The 19,251-nt window shown below is 67.6% G+C and carries 12 protein-coding genes; 4 read left to right on the forward strand and 8 right to left on the reverse strand.

Features of this window, described 5'->3' with window-relative positions; translation table 11 throughout:
- Positions 1-10: 10 nt before the first annotated feature.
- Positions 11-1,369, forward strand: a complete 1,359-nt coding sequence (locus tag N8888_RS15550; protein ID WP_065175111.1) for a TolC family outer membrane protein — start codon at positions 11-13, stop codon at positions 1,367-1,369.
- 69 nt (positions 1,370-1,438) lie between these two features.
- Here the strand turns inward: N8888_RS15550 and N8888_RS15555 are convergent, their stop codons facing one another.
- Positions 1,439-2,638, reverse strand: coding sequence for an amino acid transporter (locus tag N8888_RS15555; protein WP_263175688.1), 1,200 nt, complete (start codon positions 2,636-2,638; stop codon positions 1,439-1,441).
- 214 nt (positions 2,639-2,852) lie between these two features.
- Positions 2,853-4,151 (reverse strand): lipid IV(A) 3-deoxy-D-manno-octulosonic acid transferase, encoded by a 1,299-nt coding sequence (gene waaA, locus N8888_RS15560; RefSeq protein WP_263175689.1) that lies wholly within the window; start codon positions 4,149-4,151, stop codon positions 2,853-2,855.
- 60 nt (positions 4,152-4,211) lie between these two features.
- Between waaA and N8888_RS15565 the strand changes: the two genes are divergently transcribed.
- Positions 4,212-5,129, forward strand: coding sequence for an LpxL/LpxP family Kdo(2)-lipid IV(A) lauroyl/palmitoleoyl acyltransferase (locus tag N8888_RS15565; protein ID WP_053517401.1), 918 nt, complete (start codon positions 4,212-4,214; stop codon positions 5,127-5,129).
- Between the two features lie 27 nt (positions 5,130-5,156).
- Here the strand turns inward: N8888_RS15565 and N8888_RS15570 are convergent, their stop codons facing one another.
- The 4 genes from N8888_RS15570 to N8888_RS15585 form a co-directional block, all read right to left on the reverse strand.
- On the reverse strand, positions 5,157-6,500 hold the full coding sequence (locus N8888_RS15570; RefSeq protein ID WP_263175694.1) for an O-antigen ligase family protein: 1,344 nt from the start codon (positions 6,498-6,500) through the stop codon (positions 5,157-5,159).
- On the reverse strand, positions 6,481-7,596 hold the full coding sequence (locus N8888_RS15575; RefSeq protein WP_263175696.1) for a glycosyltransferase: 1,116 nt from the start codon (positions 7,594-7,596) through the stop codon (positions 6,481-6,483). The genes N8888_RS15570 and N8888_RS15575 overlap by 20 nt, the downstream gene beginning before the upstream one ends.
- 13 nt (positions 7,597-7,609) lie before the next feature.
- Positions 7,610-7,807 carry a zinc-finger domain-containing protein gene (locus N8888_RS15580; protein ID WP_053517405.1) on the reverse strand — a complete coding sequence of 66 codons (198 nt, stop codon included), beginning with the start codon at positions 7,805-7,807 and terminating at the stop codon, positions 7,610-7,612.
- A 120-nt stretch (positions 7,808-7,927) separates the two neighbouring features.
- Positions 7,928-10,669, reverse strand: coding sequence for a TonB-dependent receptor plug domain-containing protein (locus N8888_RS15585; protein WP_081284377.1), 2,742 nt, complete (start codon positions 10,667-10,669; stop codon positions 7,928-7,930).
- A gap of 456 nt (positions 10,670-11,125) precedes the next feature.
- Here N8888_RS15585 and N8888_RS15590 point away from each other — a divergent pair, with 456 nt between their 5' ends.
- Together N8888_RS15590 and N8888_RS15595 are read left to right on the forward strand one after the other, a co-directional pair.
- Positions 11,126-14,470, forward strand: coding sequence for a GH92 family glycosyl hydrolase (locus tag N8888_RS15590; RefSeq protein WP_263175698.1), 3,345 nt, complete (start codon positions 11,126-11,128; stop codon positions 14,468-14,470).
- Between the two features lie 4 nt (positions 14,471-14,474).
- Positions 14,475-15,221, forward strand: a complete 747-nt coding sequence (locus N8888_RS15595) for a basic secretory protein-like protein (RefSeq protein ID WP_263175700.1) — start codon at positions 14,475-14,477, stop codon at positions 15,219-15,221.
- 96 nt (positions 15,222-15,317) lie between these two features.
- On the opposite strand, the gene N8888_RS15600 is transcribed toward N8888_RS15595, so the two are convergent.
- Together N8888_RS15600 and N8888_RS15605 are read right to left on the reverse strand one after the other, a co-directional pair.
- Entirely contained in the window at positions 15,318-17,609 is a 2,292-nt protein-coding gene (locus N8888_RS15600; RefSeq protein WP_065175119.1) for an NADP-dependent malic enzyme, read from the reverse strand.
- A 230-nt stretch (positions 17,610-17,839) separates the two neighbouring features.
- Entirely contained in the window at positions 17,840-19,183 is a 1,344-nt protein-coding gene (locus tag N8888_RS15605; RefSeq protein ID WP_053517411.1) for a dicarboxylate/amino acid:cation symporter, read from the reverse strand.
- Positions 19,184-19,251: the final 68 nt, after the last annotated feature.

The following is a 19,251-nucleotide window of genomic DNA, read 5'->3' on the forward strand; positions in this document are numbered from 1 at the left end:
GGAAGCCGCAATGATCCGCCGATCCCTCGCTGTTGCGCTGGCCACTGCCCTGCTGCCGTTGTCTGCCCATGCCGCTGACCTGTTGCAGGTCTACGAGATGGCGCGCAACGGCGATCCGCAGCTGTCGGCCGCCGAATCCACCCGGCTGTACGACAAGGAAGGCGCCGTGCAGGCGCGCGCTGCCCTGCTTCCGCAGATCAACGGCCAGGCCACGCTGAACCGCACACGCAGCGAAGCCAACGCCGATGCCAATACCGGCACGGTCAGCAGCAAGCGCCGCAACTACACGATCGACGGTTCGCAGACCCTGTTCAACTGGACGCAGATCAACAACCTGCGCTCGCAGCGCGAACTGAGCAAGGCGGCTGACTTCACCCTGGATTCGGCCAACGACAGCCTGATCGTCCGCACCTCGGCGGCCTACTTCAACGTGCTGGTGGCGATCGAATCGCTGAATGCCGCACAGACCAACGAAGCGGCCGCGAAGAAGCAGTTCGACTTCGCCGACAAGCGCCTGGAAGTGGGCCTGGCGCCGATCACCGACGTGCACGAAGCGCGCGCGCAGTATGACCAGGCGCGCGCCAACACCATCGTCGCGCAGAACACCCTGGCCGATAACTACCAGGCGCTGACCGAACTCACCGGCCAGCCGGTGCTGAACCTCAAGGGGCTGCCGGCCGACTTCCGTCCCGAAGTGCCGGCCAACCGCGGCAACATCGATGAACTGGTGCAGCAGGCGACCAGCCAGAACCCCTCGCTGAAGGCGCAGGAGCTGAAGGTCAGCGCGGCCGAGGCCGGCGTGCAGGCCGCCCGTGGCGCCCACTACCCGACGCTGTCGCTGGGCGGCAGCTGGGGCAAGACCGCGACCTGGGGCGACAGCACCGGTTCGGGTTCGCTGTCCCCGGATGCGCGCACCAACAGCATCGGCCTGACCCTCAGCGTGCCGATCTTCGCCGGCGGCGCCACCCAGTCCGGCGTGCGCCAGGCGCTGGCCCAGCGTGACATCGCCCAGGATGGCTACGAACAGCAGAAGCGCGCGCTGGATCGCAACACCCGCAATGCCTACCAGACCCTGGTGCAGGGCATCAGCGAGGTGGAAGCACGCCGCCTGGCCGTCGTCTCGGCACAGAGCGCGTACGACGCCTCGCAGGTCGGCCTGGAAGTGGGTACCCGCACGGTGCTGGACGTGATCCAGAACCAGCGCATCCTGTTCTCGGCACAGCTGGACTACGCGCAGGCCCGCTACACCTTCCTGCAGAACCGCCTGCTGCTGAGCCAGTCGCTGGGCGCGTTGGACGTGGCCGAACTGCAGGACATCAATCGCCTGCTGACCCAGGACGCGGGCAATCCCGCCACGACCACGCAGTAAGTCGTCACCCGCGTTGACGGAAAGCCACCCGACCGGGTGGCTTTTCTGTTTGTGCCGCGGCGATGAGATCTAGCGCAGGAGCGGCAGCAGGCACAACGCTGCTGCCGCCATGCCCAGCACGGCGTCGGCAGGCGAGCGCGTCACCTCGCTGCGCCGCTGAAGTCCTCCCAGGCACACGGCGGCCACCACCAGCAGTCCCACCGGCCCCGGCATCGTCGGCAAGACGCCGGCCGGCAGCCACAGCGCCAGCAGGGTCGCCAACAGGATGATCGCCACGGTCGCCACGCACGCCGCCGGTGGGTCGCCCTCGTTTCCAAGCGGCCACAGCGGCAGCGCCAGCCGCGTCGCCAGCATCAGCAGCACCAGCTGCAGCGCCGCCAACCCTGCATAGCCTGCCAGCGGCAGCCACGGCAACATCCAGGACAACTGGGGATGGCTTCGCAGCGCAACCGTCAAGGGCCGGCTGCTGGCCAGCGCTGGATAGTCGACCAGGCCCGCCTGCAGTGCGGCCAGTGCGATCAGCATCAGCGTCGCCGCGACGAGCACCATGAGCATCGTCAGTGGGCGTCGCGCCAGCCCGCCAACAGGCAACCCGGGAACGCCCAGTGCCAGGCCGGCGCTGGCAAAGATGCCCAGCAGCGGCACAGCCGCAGCGAGCACGCCTCCCAGGCCGAAGCGATACGGTGCAGTGGCGGGGGGGACCCATGGGATCCAGTGCGCGTAGTGCACATACCGGGCCGCCAGCGCCAGCAGCAGCACGCCGATGCCGATCTTCACGGTCAACAGCGCGCACACCAGCAGCACCGTCCGCGCCGGTCGCATCAGCGCGGTGGCTCCCAACAGCAGCAGGCCTGCAGCGGCCGTCACCTGCACCGGCAGCGTACCGGCGCTGGATGCGCCCGCCGCCGCCAGTGCCGCATGCAGATGGCCAGCCCCGGACTGCGCCGCACCCGCCAGCGTCGCCGTGCACTCCAGCAACAACGCCAGGCACAGTACGCGGGCAATCGACCGCCCCCAGCCGGCCACCAGCAGGCCATGCAGGCCATGCAGGCCATCGGCCATATCCGCCTGCGTCACCACCCTGTACAGGCATGCCAGCACCAGCGCCGCACCGAGGGCTGCGAGCAGCAGACTGAGAACGACGGCCGGCCCCGCCTGCGCCGCCGTGTACTGACCGACCCGTGCGATGACACTGCCACCGAGCAGCAACGTCATCAGGATCACGCCCAGATGATCCATTCCAAGCCGATGGCCATCGCTGCCGCTCATCTCAAGCTCCCTTGATGCCGTCCAAGCACGGTCGACATCAGGCTGGCAGCCTGTGTTGGCAATCGATAGTCAATTTGCATCTGCATGCCGCGAGGTGTGATCCGAGGCACGTTGCGGCGTCGGCAATCGGTCCTGCGGCGACAGAACGATGGCCGTCAAGCAGGCTTAATCCAGTTGATCGCGACAGTACGGCGGCGAGCGCGCCGCGTGCGGCTCAGCCGCGGGGCGGTGGCAGGTGCGGGGCCACCAGCGCCAGCGTCCGCTGCAGCGCGCCGCGCCCATTGCTGACCAGCGTGCATCCAGCGTGCGCCATGTCCTCGCGGGCCTGCGGATCCTCCAGCAGGTGCTGCAGCAGACCGCCGACCGCCTGCACGTCTTCGCCGATCAACAGCGCACCGGCCTCGCGCATGCGCCGCGAGATCTCCGAGAAATTGTGCAGGTGCGGACCGGTCACCGCGGCAGTGCCCATCGCCGCCGGCTCCAGCAGGTTGTGGCCACCGATCGGCTGCAGGCTGCCGCCGACGAAGGCAACCTGCGCACAGCCATAGAACGGCATCAGTTCGCCCAGGGTGTCGATGATGAAGGCATCGGTATCGGCGGACGGCCACTGCTGCGCACGGCGGGTCGCCACGTTCCAGCCCTGCTCGCGCGCCAGCGCCTCCACCTTCGGGAAGCGCTCGGGATGCCGGGGTGCCCACAGCAGCAGCAGGTCCGGATGGTGCTGGCGCAGGCGCCGGTGCAGATCGATCACCGCCTGCTCTTCGCCATCATGGGTACTGGCCGCGATCCAGACCGGTCGCGTGTCAGGCACCCGTGCGTGGAACTGTTCGATGAAGGCCTGCACGTCCGGCGTGGCGATGTCGAACTTGAGGTTGCCCAGTGCCTGCACCTGGTCAGGCGCCGCCCCCAGCTGCACGAAGCGCTCTGCGTCGTCCTGCGACTGGGCCGCCACGCACGTCACCGTGCGCAGCGCGCGGCGGATCAGTGCGGCCAGCAGCCGGTAGCCACGCAGCGAGCGGGCCGACAGGCGGGCATTGAGGATGTAGACCGGAATGTCGCGGTCACGGCAGCCGAACAGCATGTTCGGCCACAGTTCGGTTTCCAGGATCAGCGCCAGGCTGGGCTGGAAGTGGCCGAGGAAACGGTTGACGCTGCCGGGCACGTCATACGGCAGGTAGACGTGGTCCAGCGCATCGCCCCACAGCGCGCGCACGCGCTCGGAGCCGGTGGGGGTGATGGTGGTGATGACCCAGCGGATGTCCGGGCGCTGCTGGCGCAGGGCGTTGACCAGCGGCGCGGCGGCGTTGACCTCGCCCACCGAGACCGCATGCAGCCAGACCCGTGGCTGGCCGCTGGGCTGGGGATAGGAGGCGTAGCGCTCGTCCCAGCGGCGGAAATACTCACGGACCCGGAAGCCGCGCCAGACCAGGTGGTACACGGTGATCGGCAGCAGGATGTAGAGCACGACCGAATACAGGCCGCGCAGGATCCATTCGACAGGGTCTTTGCGCATGCGGCAAGGATACGGGACACCCCCGGGAAAGACACGCAGCCGGATTGCTAGAATGGCGCCATGTCCGATGCCTCCACTGCCGTCCGCCCGTCACTGCGCGATCCCCGCAACTGGCCGATGTTCGCCGCCATGTACGGCGCTTTCGCCATCGCCCGCCTGCCGTGGATGCTGCAGCGCGCCCTCGGTCGCGGGGTGGGGTCGATCGCCTGGCGCCTGGCCGGAAGCCGTCGCCGTGCAGCCGAGGTCAATCTCGCACTGTGTTTCCCGGAAAAGGACGATGCCTGGCGCAAGCGGTTGGTTCGCGACAGCTTCGATGCCCTGGGCGTGGGCGTGTTCGAGTGCATCCGTGCCTGGTGGGGCAGCATCGACAGCATCCGCCCGCAGGTGCAGATCGAAGGGCTGGAGCACCTGCGGCAGATGCAGGCCGAGGGTCGCGGCGTGCTGCTGGTGTCCGGGCACTTCATGACCCTGGAGATGTGCGGCCGCCTGCTGTGCGACTACGTCGACCTGTCCGGCATGTACCGTAAACACAAGAATCCGGTGTACGAGTGGGCGGTGAAGTTCGGCCGCCTGCGCTATGCCAAGGCGATGTTCGCCAACGAGGACATCCGCGCCACCGTGCGCCACCTGAAGAAGGGCGGCTTCCTCTGGTATGCCCCCGACCAGGACATGCGTGGCAAGGACACCGTGTTCGTTCCGTTCTTCGGCCACACCGCCGCCACCATCACCGCCACCCACCAGCTGGCGCGGATGACCGGTTGCGCGGTCATTCCGTACTTCCACCGCCGCGAAGGCGGGAAGTACTTCCTGAAGATCGGCGCGCCGCTGGAGAACTTCCCGAGCGAGGATGTGGAAGCCGATACCGCGCGCGTCAACCAGGCGATCGAAGAGATGGTGCGCGAAGCCCCTGACCAGTACCTGTGGATCCATCGCCGCTTCAAGCGCCAGCCCGGCGGGCGCAGCGACTTCTACAAGTAGACCCAGGCACGCCTCGATCCGCCCGGATTACCTGCCCGTTTCCATCGCGCGTGGTGAGTCATCCGCGTCACGCGCCAGCAGGCTGCCGGCGAACAGCGCCGCCAGCAGCACGGTCAGCCCACCCCAGAACGCAGAGTAGAACGCCAGGTGGGTGTTGAGCGGGAACACGGTGACTGCCAGCGCCAACATCGCCGGCCGCGCCCGCTCGCGGGCCGCGGTCGGTGCGAAGCGCCACGCCCGCCAGGCCTGTGCCACGGCGGCCAGCCACAACAGCAGGCCCAGCACGCCGGTCTCGGCCACGATCTCCAGCACGATCTGGTGCGCGTGCAGGGCCGGTTCCGCGCCCCACACCGCGGTTCCCTCCCCTGCGACGCAGGCGGGATACGCGTCGCGGAAGCCACGCGCGCCGACACCGTTGATCGGATGTGCTTCGATCATGCAGGCCGCTGCGCTCCAGATCCGCGCACGCCCGGACAACGCCTGGTCGACGCCCGTCTCGTCCCCCTCCCAGGCCATCGTCGTGCGCAGCACGCGCTCGCGCAGCTGCGGCACGCTGGCAACCAGGACCCCGGCCCCCAGGACCCCGACCATCGCCAACAGCGCCAGCCGCTTCCAGCCGAACTGGCGCATGCCGCTGTAGGCCAGCACGAGCGCGAAGGTGATCCACGAGGCGCGTGAGCCGGCCAGCAGCAACACACTGCCGAGGGCCGCAGCGGCCAGCAGCCAGCCGGCAGCACCGAAGCGGCGCGCCAGCGGCAGCAGCAGGAACGGCGACAGGCTGGCCAGCACCTGGCCGAATTTCAGGTTGCACGGGCCCAGCACGCCACTGAGCCGGTCGGCCAACGCCGCTTCATCGGCCGGGCACAGCGCACGCCCGCTGATTGCCAGTTTGAGCTGCTCCAGCGACCAGAACCATGGGCTGGTGCCGGCCACCGCCTGTGCCAGCGCATCCAGCGTCCAGGCGCCGGTGATCACCGCCAGTCCACCCAGGGTGAGTCTGCGCCGCTCCGGCGTGGCCACTGCGATCGCTACCAGCCACATGAAGGGCAGGTAGCGCAGGCCTGCTGCCGCCTTGGTCCACGAGGCCGACGGGTCGATCGCATCGAATGCGGAAAATGCCTGCGGCAACCAGTAGCCGAGGAACAGGATCGAGGTCAGCGCCCAGGCCGCCGGGCTCAGCAGATGCGGCCGGCGCTGCAGGCGGCGGATGACCATGCGCACTGCGGCATAGATCGCGCCCAGGCCCAGGACGGTCTCGGCGATGCCTGGCAGCGGCCACAACGCCACGTAGGCAAGCACCCACCAGGGCGCCCAGCGCCCGGCGCGTTCATCGCGCAGGACGGCTGCGGTGTCAGCCTGCGAGGTCGGCATAGAGACGGAGGGTATCGCGCTGCATGGCCTGCAGGGTAAACGGGATACGGCCAGGCAACGATGGCGGCTGCGCCAGAAGGGCCAGCGCACGTTCACCCAGTGCCTGCGCATCTCCCAGCGGCACCGCACCGGTGGGCTGGAGCTGCTGCAGCAGTTCGCCCACCCCACCGTGGTTCCAGCCGAGCACCGGTCGGCCCACCGACAGTGCTTCCACCACGGTACGGCCGAAGGCTTCGGGCTTGTCGGACAGCTGCAGCACCAGATCGCTGGCGGCATAGGCCTGGGCAATGCGGGCGGTCGGCGTGCTGATGTGGACCGCGTCTGCGATGCCGAGCGTGGCGGCCTGGCGGCGCAGGTCGGCCACATAGGCTTCGCGCCCCGGCTCGTCGGTGCCCAGCATCCACAGCTGCGCCGGCACGCCGGCAGCGCGGACGTCGGCCAGCAGCTGCAGCGCGTGCGCGTGCCCCTTCAGGCGCGTGCCACGGCCCGGCAGCAGCAGCAGCGGCCCGTCCACCCCGGCCAGCCACGGGTAGTCCGCCACCAGCGACAGGCGCGGCCGGCGATCACCGCGCGCCACCCGCGGGAACTGACTGACATCAACACCACGCGGGATCACCCGCAGGTGGTCCTCCGGCACGGTCGGATAGTGGCGCTGCACGTATTCGCGCACGCTGTTGGAGACACAGATCACGCGCTCGCCGCTGGTCATCACCGCGCTGTAGCGGCTGGGCGAGTTCAGCCCGTGCACGGTGGTTACCCAGTGCGGCCGCTGCGCCTGCGGCATCGCCCGGATCGCATACAGCCCCAGCCACGCGGGCAGGCGCGAGCGGGCGTGCACGATATCGGCGCCGACCTCGGCGAACAGGCGACGCAGGGTCGGCAGATGACGCGGGGTCAGCAGCGACTTGCGGCCGATATCGAGGGTGAGATGCTCGGCACCGCTGGCCAGCAGCGGTTCAACGAGGCGGCCACCGGCAGACACCACCAGCGCGCGATGGCCGGCTGCCACCAGTGCCGACGCGATTTCCAGGGTCGAGCGCTCGACGCCGCCGGAGTGCAGCGCCGGCAGCAACTGCACCACGGTCAGTCGACGCATCGGTGAAGGCCGTTCAGTCAGCCAGTACGAACACGGAACCGCAGTACGGGCACTGCGCTTCACCGTTGGGTTCGTCTTCGATCGCCAGGTAGACCCGCGGATGCGAGTTCCACAGCGCCATCTCCGGGGTCGGGCAGCTCAGCGGCAGGTCGCTGCGGTGCACGGTGTAGCGCTTCTCGGCGTTGGCGGGCGCGGTGGCGGTATGGCTCATGGCGGATGTCGATGAACGGATTGCGAGGCCTGCGATTCTAGCACCTGGGGCGGCGACCCGGCCGCCCCTGTCCTTTCCTGGCCCCCGCCCCCTGACAGCCGGGACCTGCCAGCGCCCGGCCTACTGGAAGTCCAGCGACAGCTCCAGGAAGGCCGAGCGGCCATAGGCGTTGTAGATGCCCTGGTCGTAGTACGGCCAGTTGCCGTTGCTGCGGTCGATCGGCGGCATCTCGTCGGTCAGGTTGTTGACCGTCAGCAGCAGGCTGGCCAGGTCATTGATGCGGTAGCCGACCGTGGCGTTCCAGGTGGTCCACGGGCCGATGTTGCGCTGCTCGCCACGGCTGTCCCAGGTGGGCGCGTTGCGCACGCCGAACGCACTGGCGCTGAACGGCCCGCGCTTCCAGTTCACGCCCAGCGTGGCCCGGTACTGCAGTTCATTGGAATTGCCGCAGCACAACTGGTCGTAGACCGGATCGCCTTCCTTGTCCTGGGTGGTGTGCTTGAGCGGGCGGTAGTAGCCCGCATTGACCGTGAAATCTCCCACCGACGACGTACCCCAGCGATAGTCCAGCGCTGCCTGCACACCGGTCTGGCGTTGGCTGGCGATGTTGATCGGGTAGGAGAACACCTTGTCCACACCGTTGGGGTTGAGCGGATCGGTGGCCGGCTTGCGCTGCACCTGGCCCAGGACCTGCTGGCAGGTGGGCGAGGTGATATCGAAGCGGGTCTGCCCGTTCTCCGATACGCCCAGCCGGCAGTTGGCCTCGGTGTCGAGGATGCTGTCGGTACCGAGGATGCGTACTTCGTTCTCGATCACCACCGAGTTGTAGTCCACCGACAACGTCAGCGCGTTGTCCAGTGTCGACCACACCGCACCATAGGTGAACGTGCGTGCAGTGATGTCCTTCAGATCGCGGTTGCCGGTACTGGAAGACAGCACCGCCAACCCGGACTGCTCGCAGTCATCGAAGTTGTCGGAGGTGTATCCGGCCTGCCGGCACTGGTAGAGGTCGGTGTTGGTGGTATAGCCGCTGCTCTCGCGGGAAAACAGGTAGAACATGTCCGGCGAACGGAACGCAGTGGCGTAGCTGCCACGCAGCAGCAGCGATTCGATCGGCCGGTACTCCAGGCCAAGCTTCCAGGTCGCCTTGCCGTTGCCGCCACCGCCCTGCAGGGCGTACTTGTCGTAGCGGCCGGACAGGTTGGCGCTGAAGGTATCGATGATCGGCACCTGCAGTTCCGCACCCAGCGCGTACAGATCCCGCTGGCCCTGCGCCGAGGTGCCGGCGGTCTGCCCGCGGAACAGCACACCGGCATCGGGATCGGCCGACTGGTTGAAGAATTTCTCGCGCTGGCCCTGGGCGATCAGCGCGAAACCGACGTCGCCGGCCGGCAGGGTGAACAGCGAACGATGGGTCAGCAGTGCCGTCACTGCCGTGCGCGACGCGCTGGATGCAGCACGGTTGAGGCCGCTGAAGCTGTCGTACTGGTCACGGGTGATCGGCTGGTACAGGCGCGACAGGTCCGGGGCGTAGACCTCGTAGCCATCCTGCATGCCCAGCATCGGCCCCAGGTAGTAATCGTCCACGCCGTTCCGGGCGAGGAAGTCGGTGGATTTGCGGGTGACATCGGTGCTGGAACGGTTGACGTAGACGTCGTAGTCGAAGCTGCCCAGCACGCCACGCACGCCGGCGGTGACGTTCAGCGATCGCGTGTAGACGCGCTGGTCCTTGGCATCCAGGCCGACTTCCTCGGGCGCGTAGATGCGCTGCCACTGCTCGTACTGGCCGCTGGTGCGGTTGTAGAAGGTCTTGTTCCAGAACGGGCTGCCACCGCTGTAGGTCGGCCGGCTGAAGCCGAACAGGATGTCCGAGTACAACTCGGTATCCGGGCTGAGGTGATAGCGCAGGAAGGTGGTCGCGTTGACGTCCTGGCTGGCGTTGTACAGCGACGCGGTGCCGACGTTGTCGGGGGTGCCGCAGTAGTAGCCGCCGCCGGAAATGTCGCGGTGCGCGTACACGGTGCTGCCACCGAACAGATTCGACAGCGGCGCGCAGGTGGCCGCGCCCGGGTCGATGTAGGCGTTGGGCCCCTGGCGCATGCGCAGGAAGCTGCGCGATGGATCCTGCGGCCCGGTCGGGTTGTCGTTGACGCTGTCGATGCGGCTGCGGTCGAAGGCGTAGATCGCCTTCTGGTTGATGTATTCCAGCCCGTAGCTGATATCGAGGTTGCCGAAGGTCTGCCCACTGCTGGCGCTGAAGCGCTGGCTGGAACCGCCGCCCTGGCTGTAACCACCGACGCGGTAGCGCAGATGGGTGCCTTCCACGCGGTCTTTCAGCACGATGTTGACTACGCCGGCCACGGCCGACGAGCCATACACCGAGGACTGGCCACCGGTGAGCACATCGATGCGTTCGACCATGCCCAGCGGGATGTTGGCAATGTCGGCGATGCTGGTGTTGCCGTTGTAGGCCAGCGGATAGCTGTTGATCGGCCGCCCGTTGATGAGGGTAAGGGTGTAGCTGGGGTCCAGACCGAACAGGCTGATGGTCTTGGCGCCCGGAGTGTAGAAGCCGGTTCCCTGGGAATCCTGCACCGACCCATTGGAGACCGGCAGCGAGCGCAGCGCATCGAACACCGTGGTGAAACCCTGCGCCTGGATCTGCTCGGCGGTGATGGTCGTCACCGGTGAGGGGCCCTCCACCTGCGCGCGCGGAATGAGCGACCCGGTCACCGTGACCGCATCCAGGTCGCGCGTACGCGGCGGATCGGCGCCCTCCCCTGCGTTGGAGGACTGGGCCTGCACGGCCAGCGGCGACAGCAGCAGCGAAGACATCAACAACGACAGCAACCTGGGTTTCATCAAGCGCTCTCCAGAGACGGATGACGGTCCTGCCGGTGGGGGGCGGACGGGAGGGTCGTGGATGGACGGTGGTGACGGGCAGCAGCAAGCGCAGGCCGCCCGCCCGGATCAGGGCATGCAGGGTGTTCCGGGACAGATGGAAGGGTTGGGATCGGGACGGGAAGGACGCCGCCTTCCCCGGGCCTGGACCCCGGCCACTTTTAAATCGATCCAATCCCCTCTGTCAATAATTTGAAATGAAACGTTTTTCCCGGATTTGGATCGAACTAATTGCACTTGTCAGGGGGCAACGCACTGAGGCAGGATCGGGACCACTCCGACGACCCGATCGCATGGCCCGCCCCCACCGGACCGGCATCGCTCCTTTCCACCGCCCCTGGGCGGCGGGCGCGATGCTGGCCGTGGTACGTGCCGATGCGGGTCCTGCCTGCCGCCTGCCCTTCCGGGAGACCCTGCATGACCCTGTCCGATCCGCGCCGCGCCCTGCTTCCGCTCGCCCTGGCCCTGGCCTGCGCCACGCCCGCCCTGCCCGCAGTGGCACAGGGCCTGCAGACCTCGTTCGAGGCAGGTGAGCCCGCACCGGCCAAGGCCGGCGGCGCGCTGCAGGTGCAGATCGGCACCGGTCCGGCGGCGCCGTATGCGGCCAAGCGCAACGCGGGCTACAGCGGCCTGCGCGCGCTGCACTATCAGGCCGACGGTGGCGCGGCGCGGCGCGACCTGTTCAGCACGGACCTGACCATCGACGCCGACACCACCCTGTCCTGGCTGGTGCTGCCGGAGATCGTCGACAAGGACACGGTGGCCTCCACCTACGTCTCGCTGGACCTGCGCCTGGACGATGGCAGCCGCGTATCGGCCAGCTCCGCGCGTGATCAGCACGGCATCGCCGTGGGCGCGCGTGCGCAGGGCGATTCGAAAACGCTGTATCCGCAGCAGTGGGCGCGCAAGGCCGTACGCCTGGGCGATGTGCCTGCGCTGCGCGGCCGCCGGGTGGTCGCCATCGAGCTGGAAGTGGCCAGCGCCGACGGTGCGCCGGTGTCCGGCTGGATCGATGACGTGCGCCTGGATGCGCAGCCGCGGCAGGTGCCGCAGCGGGTCTCGGACTGGGTGCTGACCACCCGCGGTACGCAGGCCAACGGCACGTTCTCGCGCGGCAACAATTTCCCGGCCACGGCGGTGCCGCACGGCTTCAACTTCTGGACCCCGGTGACCGATGCCGGTGCACTGAACTGGCTGTACCGCTGGAACGAGCAGAACGATGCGAACAACCGCCCGCAGCTGCAGGCGCTCGCGCTGAGTCACCAGCCCAGTCCCTGGATGGGCGACCGCCAGACCTTCCAGGTGATGCCGTCGGCCAGCCGCGGTGTGCCCGAGGCCGACCGCAGCAAGCGGGCGCTGTCCTTCGACCGCACGCACGAGAACGCGCGCCCCTACCGCTACGACGTGCGCTTCGACAACGGCATCGCCGCCTCCATCGCGCCGACGGACCACGCCGCGGTCTTCCGCTTCGATTTCCCTGCGGAAGGTGATGCCAACCTGCTGTTCGACAATGTGGATGCGCGCGGCGGGCTGACCCTGGATGCGGCCACGCAGACACTGTCCGGCTACACCGACACGCGCAGCGGCCTGTCCAACGGTGCCGGCCGCATGTTCGTGGTGGCCCGCTTCGACCGGCCCTGGCGCAGCAGCGGACGCATCGACAGCGGCCGCCCGACCGGCTACATCAAGTTCGATGCCGGCAGCGATCGCCGCGTCACCATGCGCATTGCCACCTCGCTGATCTCGCTCGAACAGGCGCGGCACAACCTTGCTCTGGAGATTTCCGCCACGGATACGCTGGAAAGCGTGGCCGGCCGCGCCCAGGATGCCTGGGATGCGCGCCTGGCCCGCTTCGATATCGGCGATGCCACGGACGACCAGAAGACCACGCTGTACTCCAGCCTCTACCGGTTGTACCTGTATCCCAACTCCGGCCACGAAAACGTCGGCAGCGCTGCCGCCCCCGAGTGGCGTTACGCCAATCAGGCCAGCGCCAGCGAGAACAACACCGATGGCAGTGACAGTCGCACCTTCAGTGGCGTGCGCGATGGCCGGGTGTTCGTCAACAATGGCTTCTGGGATACGTTCCGCACGACGTGGCCGGCGTACGCACTGTTCACGCCGGAGGACGCCGGCCAGCTCGTGCAGGGTTTCATCGAGCAGTACCGCGCGGGCGGCTGGATCGCCCGCTGGTCATCGCCGGGCTACGCGGACCTGATGGTCGGCACCAGTTCCGACGTGGCCTTCGCCGACGCATGGCTGAAGGGCGTCGGCGGTTTCGATCCCGCCGAGGCCTATGCCGCGGCGCTGAAGAACGCCACCGTGGTACCGCCCGATCGCCATGTAGGGCGCAAGGGCATGGACCGCTCGACGTTCCGCGGCTATGCCAGTGCCGACGTGCATGAAGGCATGTCATGGACGATGGAAGGCGCGCTGAACGACTTCGGCATCGCCAACATGGCCGAGGCACTGGCCAAGCGCGCGACCACCGCCGCGCAGCGCGAGCGCTACAGCACCGAAGCCGACTACTTCCGCTACCGCGCTGCCGGCTACGCGACCCTGTTCGACCCTGCCGCCGGCTTCTTCCAGGGCCGCAAGGCCGACGGCAGCTGGCGCGTGGACGCCAAGGACTACGATCCGCGCGTGTGGGGCCACGACTACACCGAATCCAACGGCTGGACGTTCGCCTTCACCGCCGCGCACGATGGCGAGGGCCTGGCCGCGCTGTACGGTGGCCGCGACAGGCTGGCCGCCAAGCTCGATGCCTTCTTTGCCACGCCGGAGACCGCCGATGCAGCGTTTGCAGGCTCCTACGGCGGCATCATCCATGAGATGACCGAAGCGCGCGACGTGCGCATGGGCATGTACGCGCACAGCAACCAGCCGGCGCACCATATCCCGTGGATGTATCTGTACGCCGGGCAGCCCTGGAAGACCCAGCAGCACGTGCGCGAGATCCTGTCGCGGCTGTACGTGGGCAGCGAGATCGGCCAAGGCTATCCGGGCGATGAGGACAATGGCGAGACCTCCGCATGGTACGTGCTGGCTTCGCTGGGCCTGTATCCACTGCGGATGGGCGCGCCGGAATACGTGATCGGCTCCCCGGCATTCAGGCACGCCCGGGTGGAACTGCAGGGTGGCGCGGTGCTGACCGTCAACGCGCCGCAGAACTCCGCGGAGAATGTCTACGTCCAGTCGCTGAAGATCAACGGCACGCCATGGACCCGGACCTGGGTACCGCACGAGGTGATCGCCAAGGGCGCGACGCTGGACTTCGAGATGGGCCCGCAGCCTTCGCGCTGGGGCACAGGCGCCGACGACGTGCCCCGTTCGCTGACCGCACCGGGCCAGCGACCGCAGATGCTGCACGATCTGCTGGGCAGCGGCACGCGCGCTGCGCTGGCCGATGGCCGCGCCGTGCCCGCGCTGTTGGACGACGATGCGACCACGGCCGTTCCGCTGGGCGCGGGTGCCACCCTCATGCTGAGCGCCGTGGGTGATGGCGCGCCGACGATGTATACGCTGACCAGCGGCGAAGGGCCGATCCGGGGGGCCGGATGGACGCTGGAAGCCCGTAACGGCGATGGCCGCTGGACCACGCTGGACCAGCGGCGTGGCGAAGACTTCAGTGCTGCGCGGCAGACCCGTCCGTTCCGCATCGCCTCGCCCTCACGCTATGCCGAGTACCGCCTGCGCGTAACTGCGCCGGGACGCCTGCAGCTGGCTGAGATCGAACTGCTGTCCCCCTCCACTGTACGGTGACCCCATGCGCATTCGCCTGCTGCCCCTTGCACTTGCTGCATTCACCCTGCCCGGCATTGCGCTGGCCCAGCCGTCGCAGAGCCGGGCCTTCGATGGCCAGTTCACCCGCGAAGGCATCACGTTGCACTACCAGGATGCGACCGGTGCGCTGGCCGCACCGGCACGCCAGCGCATCGTCGATACGTTCTATTCCGCCTACCTGCGCGAACGGGCGGACTTCCACCCGGCGGCACCGGCCGAGGTGCACATCGTGATCGATCCGGCCTACGACGGCGTCGCCTACGTGGGCGAGAAGGACAAGGCGAGCACCATCACCATCAACCCGGGCTGGCTGGTGAAGCACCCCGATGACATCGACCTGGTGACCCACGAGGCGATGCACATCGTGCAGGGCTACCCGAGCTACGGCGACACGCGGGTGCCGGGCTGGCTGGTGGAAGGCATCGCCGACTACGCCCGCGACCGCTACGGCACGGACAATGCCGCAGCGGGCTGGGCGCTGCCGGAAAAAGTGGGCAAGGGCCAGAGCGTGGAAAGCGGCTACCGGGTAACCGGGGCCTTCCTGAAATGGGCCGAAGCTGGACACCCCGGCTTGGTACTGGCGCTGGACAAGGCCCTGCGCAACGGCCAGTACACCCTGGCGCTGTGGCAGCAGCACACCGGCAAGGGCCTGCCGGCGCTATGGGCCGAGTACGCCACGCCGCGTTCGGATGCCCCGCCGCCGGCACCGGCACGAGGCGGCAAGCGCTGACCGGTAGCGCCGGGCCATGCCCGGCGGAATGCCTGATTTGCCGCGCTGCGCGCTCGCCGGGCATGGCCCGGCGCTACCGATCGCGTTGACGAAGGATTACGCCTTCTTTTCCGCTTCCAGCTGCTTGCGGATCTGCGCATCGACCGCGGCGATGGCGGTCATGTTCAGGATGCGGCGCGAGGTCGCGCTGGTGGTCAGGATGTGCACCGGCTTGTTCACGCCCATCAGGATCGGGCCGATCGCCACGCCATCGGTGAACACACGCACCAGGTTGTAGGCGATGTTGGCCGCTTCCAGATTGGGCAGCACGAACAGGTTGGCGCGACCCTGCAGGGTGGAACCCGGCAGCAGCTTCTGGCGCAGCGCCTCGTCCCAGGCGGTATCGCCCTGCATCTCGCCGTCCACGTTCAGGCGCGGATTGCGCTTGAGCAGCAGCTCGCGGACCTGGCGCATCTTCAGCGCGTCCTTGGAATCGTGGCTGCCGAAATTGGAGTGCGACAGCAGCGCCACCTTCGGTTCGATGCCGAACAGCTTCATGCGGTACGCGGCCTGCAGGGTCGCCTCGCAGATCTGCTCGGCACTGGGATCTTCCTGCACGTGCGTGTCGACGAAGAAGAACACGCCCTGCTGGTTGATGACGCCGGTCATCGCCGAGGTCGAGGTGACCTTCGGCTCCAGCGGCAGCACGCTGCGGACATAACCCAGCTTCTTGTGGAAACGGCCGACGATGCCGGTCAGCATTGCATCGGCTTCGCCACGCGCGACCATCACCGCGGCGATCAGGGTCGGCCGCGAACGCATCAGGTTCTTCGCCGCCGCCACGGTGACGCCGCGACGACCGGTCAGCCCGTGGTAGTACTGCCAGTATTCGTTGAAGCGCGGATCGTCATTGATGTTGGTGATCTCGAAGTGCTCACCAGCCTTCAGGCGCAGGCCCAGGCGCTCGATGCGCGCTTCGATCACGTCCGGCCGGCCGATCAGGATCGGATGTGCGAGCCCTTCATCGACCACGTTCTGCACCGCCTGCAGCACCACTTCCTCTTCGCCTTCGGCGTAGACCACGCGCTGCTTGTCGGTGCGTGCACGGTCGTACACCGGCTTCATCATCAGGCTGGTGCGGTAGACGAACTGGGCCAGCTTGTCACGGTAGGCACCCATGTCGGCGATCGGCCGGGCGGCCACCCCCGAGTCCATCGCGGCCTGGGCCACGGCAGCGGACAGCTCCACCAGCAGGCGGCGATCGAACGGGCGCGGGATCAGGTACTCGCGGCCGAAGCTCGGGGTTTCACCGCCGTAGGCCGAGCCCATGTCGGTCGCGGCGCGGCGTGCCAGTGCGGCGATGGCGCGCACGCAGGCGATCTTCATTTCCTCGTTGATCGCGGTGGCGCCCACGTCCAGCGCACCGCGGAACAGGTACGGGAAGCACAGCACGTTGTTGACCTGGTTCGGGTAATCCGAACGGCCGGTGCCGATGATCGCGTCCGGACGCGCCGCACGCGCCACTTCCGGCATGATTTCCGGGGTCGGATTGGCCAGTGCGAAGATCACTGGGTCCGGCGCCATGGTCTTGACCATTTCGGCGGTGAGGATGCCGGGCGCCGACAGGCCCAGGAAGATATCCGCGCCGTCGACGATCTCGGCCAGGGTGCGCTTGTCGGTGTCGCGTGCGTAACGCTGCTTTTCCGGGTCCAGATCGGTACGACCGGTGTGGATCACGCCCTCGCGGTCGAACGCCAGGATGTTCTCCGGCTTCAGGCCCAGCTGCACCAGCATGTTGACGCAGGAAACGCCCGCCGCGCCCATGCCCGTGGTCGCCAGCTTCACCTCCTCGATCTTCTTGCCGGTGATCGCCATGGCGTTCAGCACCGCCGCGCCGACGATGATCGCCGTACCGTGCTGGTCGTCATGGAACACCGGGATCTTCATGCGCTCGCGCAGCTTGCGCTCGACCACGAAGCATTCCGGCGCCTTGATGTCTTCCAGGTTGATGCCGCCGAAGGTCGGCTCCAGCGAGGCGATGATGTCGACCAGCTTGTCCGGATCGGTTTCGTCCACTTCGATGTCGAACACATCGATGCCGGCGAACTTCTGGAACAGCACGCCCTTGCCTTCCATCACCGGCTTGCCGGCCAGTGCGCCGATGTTGCCCAGGCCCAGCACCGCGGTGCCGTTGGAGATCACCGCCACCAGGTTGCCGCGGGCGGTCAGCTCGCTGGCCTGCTGCGGGTCGGCCTTGATTGCTTCACAGGCGTACGCCACGCCCGGCGAGTACGCCAGCGACAGGTCGCGCTGGGTCAGCATCGGCTTGGTCGCGGAGACCTTGATCTTGCCCGGCGGGGACATCCGGTGGTAATCGAGGGCGGCCTGTTTGAAATCTTCGTTGGACATCGACGTTGGATACATGAATGGGCAAGAGGGACAGGGGATCATACCCCCGTTGGGGCGCCCGGACCTGTCGCTATCCTGTCGCAGGCATGCTGCGACCGCACAATTCCCTGGCGTATGCGACAACCTGGAGCCACCAGCTTCGGCGCTGCCCATGACAGCCATGGGACGCCTTGAAACGCCGCGGGGCCGCACCACTCACGTGACCGGCCCCGCGGTACCACACACCTGGATCAGCCCTTGGCGGGCAGTGCCTCCGGCACGGCATCGACCGGCGGCGGCAGTTCGCTTTCGCGACCATCCAGCGCCAGCTTCAGGCGGTCACGGTCCAGTGCGCCTTCCCAGCGCGAGACCACCACCGTGGCCACGGCATTGCCGATGAAGTTGGTCAGCGAGCGGCATTCGCTCATGAAGCGGTCCACGCCGAGGATCAGCGCCATGCCAGCCACGGGCACTTCCGGCACCACGGCCAGGGTGGCCGCCAGGGTGATGAAGCCGGCACCGGTGACGCCGGCCGCGCCCTTGGAGCTGAGCATGGCGACCAGCAGCAGCGCGATCTGGTGGCCCAGGGTCAGTTCGGTGTTGGTGGCCTGGGCGATGAACAGCGCCGCCAGGGTCATGTAGATGTTGGTGCCGTCCAGGTTGAACGAGTAGCCGGTGGGGACCACCAGGCCCACCACCGACTTGCTGCAGCCGGCCCGCTCCATCTTCTCCATCAGCGACGGCAGCGCCGACTCGGACGAAGAGGTACCCAGCACCAGTAGCAGTTCGGCCTTCAGGTAGCGGGCCAGCTTGAACACCGAGAACCCGCACAGGCGGCAGACCACGCCCAGGATGACCGCCACGAACAGGAAGGCGGTGATGTAGAACGAACCGACCAGCCAGGCCAGGTTGATCAACGACCCCACGCCGTACTTGCCGATGGTGAAGGCGATCGCGCCGAAGGCGCCGATCGGAGCAGCCTTCATCAGCATGTGCACCAGCTTGAACACCGGAGCCACCAGCGCTTCGAGGAAGTTCTGGATCGGCTTGCCCTTCTCGCCGACCGACGCCAGCGCGATGCCGAACAGCACGGCCACGAACAGCACCTGCAGGATGTTGCCGTCCACGAAGGCGCTGATCAGCGTCTTCGGGATGACATCCATCAGGAAGCCGACCAGGGTCAGGTCATGCGACTTCTCGACGTAGCTGTGCACCGCGGTCTGGTCCAGCTCGGCCGGGTTGATGTTCATGCCCGCGCCAGGCTGTACGACGTGGGCCACGATCATGCCCACCACCAGCGCCAGCGTGGAGAAGAACAGGAAGTAGGCCATGGCCTTGGCGAACACGCGGCCGACCGTGCGCAGGTGGGTCATGCCGGCAATGCCGGTGACGATGGTCAGGAAGATCACCGGCGCGATGATCATCTTCACCAGGTTGATGAAGGCATCGCCGAGCGGCTTCATCTTCTCGCCGATCAGGGGTTCGTAATGGCCGAGGATGGCGCCCAGGACGATCGCCACGATCACCTGGAAGTACAGCTGGCGGTAGATCGGCAACGGCTTTGCAGGCGCCGGGGCAGCGGTCGGGATGTGCATGGCGGACTCCGGGGAAGGGCGTTTTCAGGCACGTACGGCCCCGGAACTGCATGGGAGCCGATACCGTG

It is taken from the genome of Stenotrophomonas maltophilia (assembly GCF_025642255.1).
GTDB classification, from domain to species: Bacteria; Pseudomonadota; Gammaproteobacteria; order Xanthomonadales; family Xanthomonadaceae; genus Stenotrophomonas; species Stenotrophomonas maltophilia_P.

Excerpts from the sequence above, each read along its gene's own strand:
- N8888_RS15550 (WP_065175111.1), top strand. The coding sequence starts at position 11 with ATGATCCGCCGATCCCTCGCTGTTGCGCTGGCCACTGCCCTGCTGCCG.
- N8888_RS15555 (WP_263175688.1), bottom strand. The coding sequence starts at position 2,638 with ATGAGCGGCAGCGATGGCCATCGGCTTGGAATGGATCATCTGGGCGTG.
- waaA (WP_263175689.1), bottom strand. The coding sequence starts at position 4,151 with ATGCGCAAAGACCCTGTCGAATGGATCCTGCGCGGCCTGTATTCGGTC.
- N8888_RS15565 (WP_053517401.1), top strand. The coding sequence starts at position 4,212 with ATGTCCGATGCCTCCACTGCCGTCCGCCCGTCACTGCGCGATCCCCGC.
- N8888_RS15570 (WP_263175694.1), bottom strand. The coding sequence starts at position 6,500 with ATGCCGACCTCGCAGGCTGACACCGCAGCCGTCCTGCGCGATGAACGC.
- N8888_RS15575 (WP_263175696.1), bottom strand. The coding sequence starts at position 7,596 with ATGCGTCGACTGACCGTGGTGCAGTTGCTGCCGGCGCTGCACTCCGGC.
- N8888_RS15580 (WP_053517405.1), bottom strand. The coding sequence starts at position 7,807 with ATGAGCCATACCGCCACCGCGCCCGCCAACGCCGAGAAGCGCTACACC.
- N8888_RS15585 (WP_081284377.1), bottom strand. The coding sequence starts at position 10,669 with ATGAAACCCAGGTTGCTGTCGTTGTTGATGTCTTCGCTGCTGCTGTCG.
- N8888_RS15590 (WP_263175698.1), top strand. The coding sequence starts at position 11,126 with ATGACCCTGTCCGATCCGCGCCGCGCCCTGCTTCCGCTCGCCCTGGCC.
- N8888_RS15595 (WP_263175700.1), top strand. The coding sequence starts at position 14,475 with ATGCGCATTCGCCTGCTGCCCCTTGCACTTGCTGCATTCACCCTGCCC.
- N8888_RS15600 (WP_065175119.1), bottom strand. The coding sequence starts at position 17,609 with ATGTCCAACGAAGATTTCAAACAGGCCGCCCTCGATTACCACCGGATG.
- N8888_RS15605 (WP_053517411.1), bottom strand. The coding sequence starts at position 19,183 with ATGCACATCCCGACCGCTGCCCCGGCGCCTGCAAAGCCGTTGCCGATC.